The 13708-nt window shown below is 55.0% G+C and carries 12 protein-coding genes; 8 read left to right on the top strand and 4 right to left on the bottom strand.

What is annotated here, in order from left to right; genetic code table 11:
- Window positions 1–27: 27 nt before the first annotated feature.
- Window positions 28–906, top strand: coding sequence for a carbohydrate ABC transporter permease (locus OU789_RS11485; RefSeq protein ID WP_274655734.1), 879 nt, complete (start codon window positions 28–30; stop codon window positions 904–906).
- Between the two features lie 3 nt (window positions 907–909).
- Window positions 910–1785, top strand: coding sequence for a carbohydrate ABC transporter permease (locus tag OU789_RS11480; protein WP_274655733.1), 876 nt, complete (start codon window positions 910–912; stop codon window positions 1783–1785).
- A gap of 122 nt (window positions 1786–1907) precedes the next feature.
- Here the strand turns inward: OU789_RS11480 and OU789_RS11475 are convergent, their stop codons facing one another.
- Both OU789_RS11475 and OU789_RS11470 read right to left on the bottom strand, forming a co-directional pair.
- Window positions 1908–2918 carry a GntR family transcriptional regulator gene (locus OU789_RS11475; protein ID WP_274655732.1) on the bottom strand — a complete coding sequence of 337 codons (1011 nt, stop codon included), beginning with the start codon at window positions 2916–2918 and terminating at the stop codon, window positions 1908–1910.
- A gap of 4 nt (window positions 2919–2922) precedes the next feature.
- Window positions 2923–4200 (bottom strand): alpha-L-fucosidase, encoded by a 1278-nt coding sequence (locus tag OU789_RS11470; protein WP_274655731.1) that lies wholly within the window; start codon window positions 4198–4200, stop codon window positions 2923–2925.
- Between the two features lie 133 nt (window positions 4201–4333).
- Between OU789_RS11470 and OU789_RS11465 the strand changes: the two genes are divergently transcribed.
- Entirely contained in the window at window positions 4334–5434 is a 1101-nt protein-coding gene (locus OU789_RS11465) for a mandelate racemase/muconate lactonizing enzyme family protein (RefSeq protein WP_263952335.1), read from the top strand.
- Window positions 5435–5564: 130 nt separating this feature from the next.
- Here OU789_RS11465 and OU789_RS11460 read toward each other — a convergent pair whose 3' ends face one another.
- Complete coding sequence (locus OU789_RS11460) at window positions 5565–7556, bottom strand: alpha-amylase family protein (RefSeq protein WP_274655730.1); 1992 nt, start codon at window positions 7554–7556, stop codon at window positions 5565–5567.
- Window positions 7557–7725: 169 nt separating this feature from the next.
- Window positions 7726–8754: a LacI family DNA-binding transcriptional regulator gene (locus OU789_RS11455; protein WP_274655729.1), complete on the bottom strand. Its 1029-nt coding sequence runs from the start codon at window positions 8752–8754 to the stop codon at window positions 7726–7728.
- A 314-nt stretch (window positions 8755–9068) separates the two neighbouring features.
- On the opposite strand from OU789_RS11455, the gene OU789_RS11450 reads away from it, so the two are divergent.
- From OU789_RS11450 to OU789_RS11430, 5 genes are all read left to right on the top strand, one after another.
- Complete coding sequence (locus OU789_RS11450) at window positions 9069–10019, top strand: 3-hydroxyacyl-CoA dehydrogenase (RefSeq protein WP_274655728.1); 951 nt, start codon at window positions 9069–9071, stop codon at window positions 10017–10019.
- Window positions 10012–10941 (top strand): 3-keto-5-aminohexanoate cleavage protein, encoded by a 930-nt coding sequence (locus OU789_RS11445; RefSeq protein ID WP_274655727.1) that lies wholly within the window; start codon window positions 10012–10014, stop codon window positions 10939–10941. Before OU789_RS11450 ends, OU789_RS11445 begins: the two co-directional genes overlap by 8 nt.
- Before the next feature lie 148 nt (window positions 10942–11089).
- Entirely contained in the window at window positions 11090–11815 is a 726-nt protein-coding gene (locus tag OU789_RS11440) for an SMP-30/gluconolactonase/LRE family protein (RefSeq protein ID WP_274655726.1), read from the top strand.
- A 13-nt stretch (window positions 11816–11828) separates the two neighbouring features.
- Window positions 11829–12608, top strand: coding sequence for an oxidoreductase (locus OU789_RS11435; RefSeq protein ID WP_274655725.1), 780 nt, complete (start codon window positions 11829–11831; stop codon window positions 12606–12608).
- A 138-nt stretch (window positions 12609–12746) separates the two neighbouring features.
- Window positions 12747–13697 (top strand): substrate-binding domain-containing protein, encoded by a 951-nt coding sequence (locus OU789_RS11430; RefSeq protein ID WP_342453580.1) that lies wholly within the window; start codon window positions 12747–12749, stop codon window positions 13695–13697.
- Window positions 13698–13708: the final 11 nt, after the last annotated feature.

Below are 13708 nucleotides of genomic sequence, written 5' to 3'. Positions count from 1 at the left end.
CCCAATTCCCCAATTCGGAATACGATGATGATTTATAACCGCAAAGTACACGGAACCTACTTCGACCTCGTGATGGTTTTGCCCGCGTTGTTGCTGTTTTCAATCTTCATTGTCTGGCCCGCAGTCGAAGCCATTTTCACGTCGCTTTATGCCTCGCCCAACCGTGGCGGTGACTTTGTCGGCCTTGCAAATTACCGCGAGATGGTTGGCGATCCTGTGTTCTGGATCGCGATGAAAAACAACCTGTTGTTCATCCTCTGCAACCTAGTGTTTCAGGTCGGGATAGGGACGATCTTCGCTGCTCTACTTGACCGTGGCGTGCGTCGGTTCTCCACAACGATGCGGACAATTATCTTTGCGCCGCTTGTGATTGCGCCCGTTGCGATTGGTGTGGTGTGGTCCATGCTACTTGAACCGAACTTCGGTATGGTGCGTCAGCTGGCGAATACTGTCGGTATCAAATTGCCGTCCCAAGGTTTCCTTGGAAACCCCGACCTCGCGTTCTACTCAATCGTTGCTGTTGGTGCGTGGAACTACATCGGTTTCATGATGACAATCATGTTGGCCTCGATGCAGGCGATCCCGCGCGACCTCTATGAAGCTGCGCGCCTAGATGGCTCCTCTGCGATCCAGACGTTCTTTCACATCACATTGCCCGGCGTTAAGGGCGCGCTGATCCTCTGTTCGCTCATCGTGATTGTTGGGTCGTTCAAAACCTTCGAGATCGTCTATGTCCTGACCCGCGGTGGCCCAGGTAACACGACACAGGTCCTTGGTACCTACATCGTCGAGAGCGCATTTACACTGTTCCGACCAAACTATGCCGCCGGTATGTCAGTGGTCGTGCTCATCGTCGCAATCTTATTCGGATCCCTTCAGGTCCTCACGTCACGCAAACGGAAATAACCCATGTCAGCAGTCACACACACCGACCGCGCCGTTGTTCGCGCAAGCCACAAGAGCCACCCTGTCGTGCGCTGGCTCCGCCGGAACGTGCCCTATGTTATCCTCGTGTCTTACTGCGTGGTGGTTCTGGTTCCGATCGTTTGGGTTATGTTGGCCTCGGTCAAAACCCGCCGCGAGGTGTTCCTTTCGCCACTCGGTTTGCCAGACAGCATCCAATGGCAGAACTATTTCAACATCTTTGAAAGCGGCTTCCAGCATTACATCTGGAACTCGCTGGTGGTGACGATTGGTTCTGTGGTGCCGATGGTGATCGTGTCGATCATGGCCGCCTATGCGCTGGCGCGGCGTGTGTTTATCGGCCGTAAAACGATCTATCTCTTGATCGTTTTGACCTATGCGATTCCGATCCACTCTATCTTGATCCCGCTTTATCGGATTGTGGATGACTTCGGCATGCTCAACACCTTTGCGGGCCTAATCTTGCCGCATATCGCGATTGGTATCCCGTTCTCTGTGGTGATCTTGTATTCGTTCTTCCTCGATTTCCCCGAGGAGTTGGAAGAGGCTGCGCGGCTGGATGGGTGTTCTCCTTGGCGCATCCTGTTTAGCGTGGTCCTTCCGCTTTCTGCTCCTGCGGTGTTGAGTGTCGTGATCTTTCAGACCGTGAGCGTTTGGAACGAGTTCCTGTGGGCCTCTATTGCCACTAGCGGTGAGGAGCGCCGTCTCTGGACCAATGGCATTATGCAGTTCCAAGGCGAATACAGCAGCGACTGGCCCAAAATTCTCGCAGTCGTGAACCTGATGATGGTGCCGCTTCTCGTGATCTACGTCCTGGCCCAGAAGCACTTTGTGCGCGCCTTTGCTGGAATGGGAAAATAGAATTACCTCCCCTAACTGGCCCCCTTTTTTGGAAGGGGGCCATTCTTTTGGGTGACAGTCAGACAAAACAAAAAACGGCGCTCCAAATGGGCGCCGTTTTTGTGTGTTTCGAACTTTGTGAGTTAGGAGATCCGCTTCATATAGGGCGGAATGAGCCCCTCTGGTGGCGTTGGCTCTTCTTCGAAATACTCCAACGTAGCACGCTCCGCCTGTACAAGGTGCGCGCGCATCATGTCCGCGGCCTCATCAAGCCGCCCTTCGCTCAGAGGAAGCAAGACGCGGTAGTGGTCGCTGATCAGGCGGTTCATCTCGTTGCGACGTAGGTAACGATCGGTGACGCTGTGCGGAGCAAGCAAGAGGAGCTGGCTTCGATAGAGCGTCTCGCTCATGTGGCGGTTGGGACAGCCCAAGACCAGCTTGCCGTGAAGATCGTCTTCAAGCGTTGTAATGTCTTCTTTCTTTGGGCGGACGCCACTTTGCAGAAGGCGGTCAACAAATTCGAACGCTGGGCCAACAACATCGGGCCCAAGCTCTTTTGCCGCTTCAACGAGCGCAACAGGCTCAAGCAGGCGGCGGATCTGGTAATAATCGCTAACGTCTTTGGACGTGAGAGCCGGGGCGCGCCAACGGCCGTTTGCGCCTTGCTCGATCAAGCCGACCCGTTCCAGGCGGCTTAGCATTTCATGGGATGTTGTGCGTGAGAAACCATAGTGCTCGGCCAGCGCGGTGCTGCCGATCGAAAACGTGCCATAACGCACACAGCCGGCAACGGTGATTTCAACAGTTGGATAGAGTGTGTCGCGCCAAGAACGGTTGACCAGCACCTCTCCCTTGTCGACAGGGCTTTTGAGGTCTGTCTGGTCCATTTCCATTCGGATCGGTTTGTCTCGGCCATTTCCGACCATAAACCCACGGCCGTCAAAACGGCTGATCAGGCCAGCTTTTTCCATGCGTTCCAGCGCATCGGCAGCGGGCGCGCGGCTTACGCCGAAAAAGCGCCCGATGCTGCTTTGTGTGAGGACAAGCCCCTTGGGTAATGTGCCGTCTTTGATCGCTTCGCAAAGGGTGTCGAATACCATTTGGTTGCGCCGCGTGGGTGCATAGGTTTCGGCCTTTTCGGAACGATTTGACATGAATTTAACCCTTAAATACTGGGAGCTTATCAAACTCCAGCTTGACGATATTGTCCAGCCCGTCTTGATATTTCAACGGCAAAACAAGGTGGAGATATTCACCTTCAACCGACCAGTTCACGGTGCCGGGTGTTACCATCTCAACAGACTTGACGTTACAGCCGCCAAGATGAAGCTCCAGAAGGTCGCCTTTTTCCGGCCAACGCTTCACGTGAAGGTAAACGGTTGTCCCCGTGTGGGTCGATCCGCCCCATGTCCAGCGTGGGTATGGGCCGCCGCGTGTGCCATAGATTGTGTGACCGTATTTCTTCATCCAGTCGCCAACGGTGTTGAGCACGCGTTCTTGTTCGGGGGGAACAATGCCGTGCCGATCTGGGCCGATGTTCAGAACAAAGTTGCCGCCGCCAGTGGCGCAATCAACGATATTGTTGATGCATGTTTCGGGTGTTTTGACGACTTCGTTAAAGGAATAGGCCCACTGGTCACCAAGCGTGATTGTGGCTTCCCATGCCTCATCAGGGTTGTAGTCCCCAACGCGCTGCTCTGGTGTATAAAAATCGCAGGGCATAGCACAACGGTCATTGATAACCATGTCAGGCTGCCATTTGCGCATCTTTTTGATGAGGTTTTCAGCGTCCCAGAGGGTTGGGTCGTGTGGCTTGTAAAACGGCTCTGGCGCTGCGCGACCTGTTACGTTGCCTTCTCCACCAAGGCCATCAAACCACCATGCCGCGATCTTCCCGTATTTGGTGCAAAGCTCTTCGACCTGCGCGTGCAGATAGTCGATGTAGTTTTGGTGATTTTCGGTCCGGTAATCGGGGTGGTGCCAGTCAGGCTGTGAATAATAAACAGCAAACGCCATACCCGCTTCGTGGCAGGCATCCGCGAGCTCTTTGGTCAGATCACGACCGGCGGGGCATTCGGGCGCAGTCACCTTGTAGGTGTTGTGCGCAGTATCGAAGTTCGAAAAGCCGTCGTGGTGTTTGGTGGTGAGGTAAATGTATTTGAAACCCCAGTCCTGTGCTTTGGCCACTAGAGCGGGCGCGTCGAAATCACGAGCGTCGAAATACTTGTAGAGCGAATCATATAGCTCGGCGGGAATCATCACGCGCGGGGATACATCGCGACCACGGGTTTTCAGGTAGATTTCGGGCTTATCGCCTTCACGCGACCAGCTGATTTCGTGTCCTGCAACGCTTGACGGGTTCCAATGAAGGAAGAGGCCGTAGCGCATGTCCATAAATTGATCGACTTGGGGGGTGGCCCCGAAAGTATTGGGCATTTTTTTGATCCTGTAGTGTTGTCTGGCAAAAACAGGATAGACTAATATGCATATTGCATGCAATAAGCATAAATGAGCTGATGCCAGAAAATTTGGATCAGCAGCTTTGAATTTAGATGCCTGGAAACGAACTATGCCCAAAATCGAACGTGTCGAGATAACGATGGTGAATCTTGCGCCAAAAACACTGCGCGAAGATGCCATTCAAACCTTTACTTGTCAGGAAACTCCGCTGGTTACGATCACCGACAGCGACGGTGTCTGCGGAACCGGATACTGCTATACCATCGGTACCGGCGGCCCCTCGGTTGTGGCGCTTCTTGAGAAGAGTTTCGCGCCAGCGCTCATTGGCAAAGACCCCGAGCGAATCGGCGGAATTTGGCACGAACTTCTGCTTCAAACGCACGCGACTTCGGTCGGGGCGATCACATCGCTCGCGCTGGCTGCAGTAGACACAGCGCTTTGGGATATGGCGTGTAAACGCGCGAAGTTGCCACTGTGGAAAGCTGTTGGTGGCGCGCGCGAAAGCATTCCTGTTTACTCGACAGAGGGCGGTTGGCTTCAGATTGAAACGCCTGCTTTGGTCGAGGATGCGCTGGCGAAACAAGCCGCAGGATTCGGCGGGGCTAAATACAAAGTCGGCCATCCCCATGTGGCAACAGATGCCAAGCGTCTGGCTGCTGTGCGTGAGGCCGTAGGTGATAATTTCGACATCATGACCGACGCGAACCAGTCCTTCTCGCTCTCGGAATCCATTCGCCGTGCGAAAATGCTCGAAGAGCAGGGCATCGCTTGGTTCGAGGAACCCCTCAAGGCCGATAACGTCACGGCTCACGCCGAACTTGCGCGTTCGACATCGGTTCCGATTGCTGTTGGTGAGAGCATCTATTCCCTTAGCCAATTCAAGGAATATCTGGTGCATGGCGCGGCCAGCATCATTCAGGTTGATGTTGCGCGGATTGGCGGGATCACACCGTGGCTCAAGGTTGCTGCATTGGCGGAAGCACATGGCGTTGTGGTCTGTCCGCACTTCCTCATGGAGCTGCATTTGCCGCTCGTATGCGGGATCAACAACGCACAGTGGCTTGAGTATATTCCGCAGCTTGATCTGATCACAGAGCACGGCATTACAATGAAAGATGGGCGCGCTTATCCATCAGATGAAGCCGGGCTCGGCATCGCTTGGGACTGGGACGCCATTCAGAAGAATGCTTCCTACGGCGCAGAAATCTAAGTTACTGAAAAGAATTTACTAAAATGAGGGGGCAGCATCCGTGCTGCCCTTTTTTGTTTGGTATCGCGACATAAAAAACACCCGCTGGAGTGGAGGCCAGCGGGTGTTTGATTTGACCGTATTGCCGTGGTTAGGCGCGGGTCAACTCGATCATGGCATGCCCCTTTAGGACAGGCACAGTGAATTTCACGCGACCGTCTTTGGCCTCGAATGGAAGCTCGCGACCCTCCGGTACGATTTTAACAGCGGAGATATCGTCTGCTTCGACGTCGACTTCGATGTCATGCAGCGGGATGATGTCCTGAATGGGTTGGATCGCATCGCCGCGCAGGTTGCCGCGCTGGACCGGTGTTGCGAACAGCATATGCAGTACATCGCGCCCGTCTTGCGCGCGCAGTGTCGCACGCCCCGCAGTTGGAAGAGATGTCTGGATCATCTGTGGTTGGCCAAGCGCCTGCCGCACGACGTTGCCGATAATCTGCAAGAGCGCAACGGCACCTGTTTGGTGATAGATCGAGAATACGGGATGCGCCAAACGCGTCACCGCGCCATCGCTCGCACCAAATACAAACCCGCTTGGCTCCGGCCGTGCTGGTGTGTGTAGGTGGCCGCTAAAGTATTGTTTTTCGCGGTTAAAGTACGGGTTGAACAGTGTTCCGAGGCTTTTCGCATCGTCCGCGGCCAAAAGCTGCGGCGCTTGATACATAAACATCGGATCATTCACAAACTCGGCACGCAGGCTTTCGATTGGAAGCGCATAATCGCCGCCCGTGAATTTGGAAACTCCGTGGTGCGTTGCGCCAGCAGGGTATAGCATGCCGTCGTCCGAAATGCCGCTCGCGCCGGTCAATAATAGGCGTCCACCGTTTGCGATAAAGGCATCGAGCCGCGTTTTCAGGTCTTCTGAAACAGGGATCGCATCGGGCAGGATGATCAGGCGATAGGGTGAGAAATCAGCATCGTCATCCAACAGATCGAACGTAAAGCGGTTTTCCAGAAGCGCGCGCACGGTCCCATCATCCACATTGCTGTGGTGGCTTGGGACGTCAGAGAACAGTGGGTGACCAACTGCCTCGTGCGAGATCACACCGATTTCTGCTTTGTTGGTGCTGCCGATCGCCCAAGGCTCACAAGCCTCTACATGGTCATAGGCTTCACCGATGATTTTATAGGTTGAGTGGTCGACGCTGCCAGACGGGTTCAGGTGATCGCCGATGCAAATCCGCGCGCCCTGCGCCAGCATTGCGCCGCATTCATACACAAGCGCTTCAGGCTTTTTATATCCGCCCATTTCGCCCCACATATGGTGGAATTTGCCTGTCATTCCGAGGAATGGCATGCCCAAAGGCTCGACATAACGTGCGGAGACGGGGAAGTGCTCATAGCCCCATTGTCCAGTGGGCAGGCTCTCGATCTCGATGTGGCTAAAGTATTTGCGCAGAACCTCAGAGCGCCCGCGGCGGATGTGACCAAGGTTAAAGAACAGCGGCACATCGCCTTTGTCGGCAATGGCTTTCACGCGCTCAAAGAACCGCATGGACGTCAGTTCGGCAAATTGGTCGCGATGTTCGGCGTCGGTCCAGTCTAGACCTTCGGCCTCCATCCCTTGCTGCGCCCAAACCGAAACCGATGGCTTCTGGAAGCAGATATCGATCCACAATCCATCCATCTGTGGGTAGTGAGTGACGGCTTCGTCGATTTGGGCGCAGAGGTAGTCAGTGTAGGGCGATGACAGGTCCAGATACTTCCAAACACCTTCGTGTTTGTTGTCACCCGGGAACTGAAGCGGGCGGCTGAAATCCGGTGCGACGACGCGCCATTCAGGGTGGCGTTGCGCAGCGAGTTCGTCCCAGATCGCAGAGAGATAAACCGGTGTTTTGATCCCGACGCCTTGCAATGCTTCGATTTGCGCGCCCATCAGGTCGCTGTCCAAATGGGGGTGCATCTCGCCGACTTTGGTCGGGTGATAGGAATATCCGTGGTGGCATTTGGAGAAAACATTTACCGAATCCACCTTCGCATCACTGAACGCCTTGGCGAAGTCGGCAGGATCAAACTGTGAACCGATATCTGTAATTTGAGGGGCGGTGTGAAAGTCGAGGTGTATTTGGCGAAAGCGCATCTCGTAGTCCTGATTGAGTGGGTATGCCTTTTGCTTACGAATATTGCATGCACTATGCAATAAGTTTCTTCACATGATTTTTCGAATGCCCGAATTCCGCTAATGCGAAGGGACGAAACAGGTACCAGAAAGATGGCTCTAGGCTATTGGAATGACTTGAAAGCGAGCGCTAGGCGCGTTGGATGAGCTCGTACGGCAAAAGAATTTCGCGCGCCGCGCCATTGCCGGTCAGAGTCTGCATTTGCTCCACGGCAGTGCGGGCAAGCTCGACATGTGGAACGCGCACGGTGTTGAGCCACGGGGCGAGCCATTCGTTCATTGGGTTGTCATCAAACCCGTAAATCCGAAGTTGATCCGGAACGGCAATGCCGCGCTCCAAGCAGCGCCGGTAAACGCCATATGCGATCTGGTCGTTGCCGCAAAAAATCGCATCAAGATTCTTGTCATCCAATAGTGGGCCTGCGCAATCATAGCCGCTTTCCATCGACAGGCGGGCTTCTTTTATGGCATTCGGCGCGATATTCGCACCCGCATCACGCGCGGCGTCAAGCATACCACGCAGCCGCCTTGCGCTTGTATCGGAACTTTCTGGCCCGTGAATGATTGCAATGTTGCGAAGGTCTCTTCGTGCGCCAGACCGCATCTGCGCGCGGGCGGCGGCTTCGTCATCAATGCCGACGAACGAAATCTCAGGGCAGGACCGAAGTCGGCGGTTGATAAACACAACGGGGTCGTTCTTCGTCAGAGTGGTCAAGCCTGGGCTATCTACGGCGCAGAGAAAGAAAACACCGGAAACCTGCCGTGATCGAATGTCTTCAATGCAGCGGTCTTGCGTCTCGGCATCTTCATTTGACGTATAGACAAGAAGCGCGGACTTTTCGGCAGAGAGAAGGCGCTCCAGCTCCCAAGCAATTGCGGCATAAAAGTTGTTTTGGATGTTTGAATTTATCAGCGCATAGGTGTTGGTCGACTGCGATCTTAAAGCGCGTCCTGCCTGGTTCGGGCGATAGTTGAGCGCTTGCGCCGCCGCCGCAACTTTCTCCTGCGTTGCTTTTGATACGCTGCCTGAGCCGGAGTTGAGTGCACGCGAAACGCTGGCAATCGAAACGCCCGCCCGCTTGGCGACATCACGTATAGAAACCGTACCAGATTCTGACTGGCGTGGATTTCTCGATTTGTCGTCGCTGGATGCTCCCATACGTCCTCCTGTTTAGGCAAAAGAAACGGCGCGGCAGAACAAGTCAAGTGATCAAAGTCTGCGCCGTACGATTCGCCCGTATTTGGCTATCGATATGTAAATCATATTGGAAACGTTTACAATTGCGAGTTGGTGCGCAAGTGATTGTGGCGCACCAAGTAACTCCCAACTATTTCCCTTATTTTTATGCTAAATATATGGTTTTGATCAGTCGATTTAAGGGCTTTGAAGTGGCCGCCTCTTCAGGTGTTAGAGAAAATTCGTTGACATGTGTAAACGTTTCCTCTGATCATGCCATCAACTGAGGAGGAGCTGTGACAGGTGTTGTTGCGATCATAGGAGCGGGAATTGTCGGCCGATCTTGGGCGATATGTTTTGCGCGTGCTGGCATTTCGGTTCGTTTGTTTGATGCTGCCTCCGGAGTGGCCGACGCGGCGATTTCTGAAATTGCGCAGCAACTCGTTGGACTCGACGAAAAAGGGCTGCTTGGTAGCAGATCCCAATCTGAAATCCTTGAGGCAATTGTTGCCACTGAGACTTTGGCAGATGCAGTGGCGCCAGCCGACTATATTCAGGAGAATGGCCCGGAACGCCTCTCGGTCAAACAGGCGCTTACCCAAGAAATCGATGCTTTAGCGCGCTCCGGTGTGCCGATTGCCAGTTCGACCTCTGCGATTTTACCGTCTGAGATCGCGCGGAATACTGCGGGCAAGTCGCGCTGTCTTGTTGCGCACCCGCTTAATCCGCCTCACCTGATCCCCGCCGTCGAGATTGTCCCTTCGGCGGACACCGATACCGCGATTGTTCAGCAAGTTGCGGCCCTCATGCAGTCGATTGGCCAAACGCCAGTGGTGGCGCGGCACGAAGCCGAAGGGTTTATCATGAACCGCCTTCAGGGGGCTTTGCTTGATGAGGCCGTCAAGCTGGTTGCTGAAGGGATTGCCGATCCAGCCGATGTTGACCGCGCAATGAGCGCCGGGCTTTCGCGGCGCTGGTCCTTTATGGGGCCGTTTGAAACCATCGATTTGAATGCGCCCGGTGGCATAGCCGAGTTCTTTGACCGCTACGGAGAGGCTTACCGCGCAATCGGACGCGAACGCCCCGCGCGTTACGACTGGAACGGGCCCGTAGCTGAGCAGCTTGTGGCATCGCGTCGAAACGAACTCCCCGCCAAAGATTTACAAGACCGCCAGAACTGGCGCGACGACAGGCTTGCTGAGCTTGCGGCGTTCTGGACGAACAGAGGAACCAAGATACATGGCTAAGCCAAGAAAAGTTATCATTAGCTGTGCATTGACTGGCGCGATTCATACGCCGTCTATGTCGCCGCATCTGCCTGTCACCCCCGATGAGATCATCGCGGAAGGGCGCCGCGCGGCCGACGCTGGGGCGAGCATTCTGCATGTTCACGCGCGTGATCCGGAAACAGGTCGGCCAGATCAATCTGTCGAGGCGTTTTCGCGCATTTTGCCTGCGCTTAAGGAAACCGGAGCCGTCATTAATGTAACGACAGGCGGCAGCCCTTTTATGGATGTCTCCGAACGCGCTGCGCCAGCGCTTCACTATAAGCCTGAGCTGGCGTCGCTCAATATGGGGTCGATGAATTTCGGGCTCTATCCGATGCTCGACCGGTTCTCCGAGTTTGAGCATGACTGGGAGCGCGCGCATTTGGAGAATTCGAAGGATGTGATCTTTAAGAACACCTTCGGCGATATAGAATATATTCTTGGTGGCGGCCTCAAGAATGGCACACGCTTTGAGTTCGAGTGCTATGACATAAGCCATCTCTATTCGTTGCAACATATGGCTGCGCGAAAAGGGATCGAAGGCACGCTTTTTGTACAGTCGGTTTTCGGCCTCCTTGGGGGGATCGGCGGACATCCCGAGGACGTTCAAATGATGCGCCGCACTGCGGATCGGCTTTTGGGCGACCGATATGAATGGTCGGTCTTGGGAGCTGGAGCCAACCAGTTGCGCATCGCGGCCATGTCAGCGGCGATGGGAGGGCACATTCGCGTTGGTCTAGAGGACTCGCTCTGGGCTGGACCGGGTGAGAAGGCCACGTCATCCGCACAGCAGGTAGAGCTTGTTGGCCAAATCCTCGCTGGTGTTGGAGCCGAAATGGCAACTCCTGATGAAGCGCGCGATAACCTTGGGCTTAAAGGTGCATCGGAGGTTAACTTCTGATGCAGATTTCCGTTTTCGCAGATGTGAAACCGCTTCTTGGTGAAAGCCCCCTGTGGGATGCCGAGGCGCAGCGCCTCTATTTCATAGATGGGCTGGGTAAGCGGATTTTCGGATAGACGGAAACGGCGCAAACATAACGTCTTGGATCATGCCGTCGGAGATTGGCTCGATTGCACTTGCGCGCGAAGACCGTTTGCTTGTTGCGCTGCGCGACGGATTTCACTGGCTCGAGCTAGACAGCGGGGAGCTAACGTTCATCGCCAACCCTGAACCAGATGCCGCGCAAAACAGGTTGAATGACGGCAAGGTTGATCCCGCTGGCCGGTTTGTTTGTGGCTCAATGGATACGGGCGAAGAGAACCCGACGGGCATGCTCTGGCAGCTTGGCTCGGACATGTCTCTTCGCAAGCTGGATGACGGAATAATCTGCTCCAACGGCCCTTGTTGGTCGCCTGACGGCACAACGTTGTATTTCGCGGACAGCTTCCAGAGCGAGATTTACGCCTACGATTATAACGTCGAAACAGGCGAGGCCATCAACAAGCGCGTTTTTGTCGAGATGGATAAGTCACGCGGCGGCGCCCCCGATGGAGCAACTGTTGATGCAGAAGGCTTTATTTGGTCGGCAAGCGTTTTTGACGGGAGGATTTTCCGTTACGCGCCGGATGGTTCGGTTGATCGCATTATTGAAATGCCCGTTTGTAAAATCACCAGCCTGAACTTCGGCGGTGCTGATCTTGACCGTCTTTTCGTGACTTCGATGGCCGAACCGCCACTGCCGAAATATCCCGGCGATGGCCCGCTGCGTGGCGCTGTATTCGTGATCGACGGTTTGAATACGCACGGCATTGCCGAACCACGGTTCGTAGGGTGAGGAGGCTCAGAACATGACACATCCGAAAACAGCGATCGTAACAGGAGCCGCGCAAGGCATCGGCGAGGCGGCAGTGCTTCGGCTCAAGCAAGATGGCGTGAAGCGGTTTTTGTTGATCGATTGGCAATCAGAACCGCTTGATGCGCTTGCCGCCAAACTTGAAAGCGACGGCGCAGAGGCACAGAGCCTAAGCATCGACCTGCGCGACATCGATACCGTAACCAGCCAGATCGGCGCAGCGGTTCAAAAGCTCGGCACGGTCGATATTTTGGTGAATGCGGCGGGCACAACCGAACGCGGTGGCTTGTCTGATACAACGCCCGATGCCTTTGATCGCATCTTTGCGCTCAATGTGCGTGCACCGTTTTTCCTAATGCAGACCGTTGCGCCCGTAATGCGGCGTGGTGGTGTAATCGTGAATATTTGCTCCATGCTTGCCTATGGCGGCCCGCCCTTCCTTTTGGCGTATTCCTCTTCGAAGGCTGCGCTAGCAGGGCTGACCAAGGGCGCTGCAAATACGCTCAAGCGTGATGGTCTGCATGTTTTTGGCATCAATCTCGGCTGGACATGGACGCCCGCCGAACAAGAGGTGCAAACCAAGGTGCATGGCCTGCCGGAGGACTGGGCCGACACTCTCGGGGCAAAACAACCCTTCGGGCGTTTGTTGATGCCCCAAGACCCCGCCGCCCTCATCTCGTTCCTCGCCTCTTCGGACGCGGCGATGATGACGGGGGCAATAATCGATCTTGATCAATACGTTGCAGGCACTGTGGACGACAATCCCGGCGCCTAATGCCAATCGGGGTGGAAAATCCGCCCCAACAATAGGGAGAGAGAAGATGAAGAGAAGATCTGTAATGAGCCTCTTGGCTGGTTTGAGCCTGAGTGCGTTGATGACTGCGCCTGCGCTGGCGCGGATATCACGGTGGGCATGAGCTGGGCCAACTATCAGGAAGAGCGCTGGAAAATCGACGAAAGCGGACTGCGCGCCGGACTTGAGGAAGCCGGAGCGGAATTGGTAACCGCAGACGCCCAGAGTTCTAACGAGCGTCAGGCATCCGATATCGACGGTTTGTTGGCACGTGGCGTTGATGTTTTGCTCATCGTTGCTTGGGATTCCGAGGCGATTATCCCATCAGTTGAACGCGCGCTTGCCGAGGGTGTTCCGGTTATCGCCTATGAACGTCAAATCGAGTATCCGGGCGTTTACTATGTCGCGTTCGACCCTGTCGAAGTGGGCCGCATTCAGGCGCGTGAGCTTGTCCGTGCGCAGCCCAAAGGCGATTACGTTATTATCAAAGGCAGCCCAACAGACCAATACGCCCACTATGTTCTGACGGGCCAGAAAGAGATTATCGATCCACTTATCGCAAACGGCGATATCACAATTGTTGGCGAGCAATGGACCGATGGCTGGGTGCCGGATAACGCGCAGAAAAATATGGAAAATATCCTCACCGCTGTAAACGACAAAGTAGATGCCGTTCTTGCGTCGAATGACGGTACTGCGGGCGGCGTTGTTGCTGCGCTTACATCCGTTGGCCTAGAGGGCATTCCTGTGTCTGGTCAGGATGGGGACATCGCGGCGCTTAACCGCATCGCGCTCGGCACGCAAACCGTGACCGCGTGGAAGGACGCCCGCGATCTTGGCCGTCTTGGCGCGAAAGTTGCGCTTGAACTGGCCAAAGGCACGGCGCCCGAAGATATTGAAGGCTCTGTTGTTTGGGACAAAGGCCCCAAAGGGACGGCGCAAAACGCATCGGTTCTCGCGCCGGTAACGATCACCCACGAGAACCTCGATGTGGTGGTTGATGCCGACTGGATCTCCAAAGAAGACCTCTGCGCTGGCGTTACGGAAAACGCACCTGCTGCATGTAACTAAACCCATTGGGT

The organism is Halocynthiibacter sp. C4, assembly GCF_028823805.1.
GTDB lineage: Bacteria > Pseudomonadota > Alphaproteobacteria > Rhodobacterales > Rhodobacteraceae > Falsihalocynthiibacter > Falsihalocynthiibacter halioticoli.
Note: the sequence above shows the minus strand (reverse complement) of the source record. Positions and strands in the feature narration are given on the sequence as shown.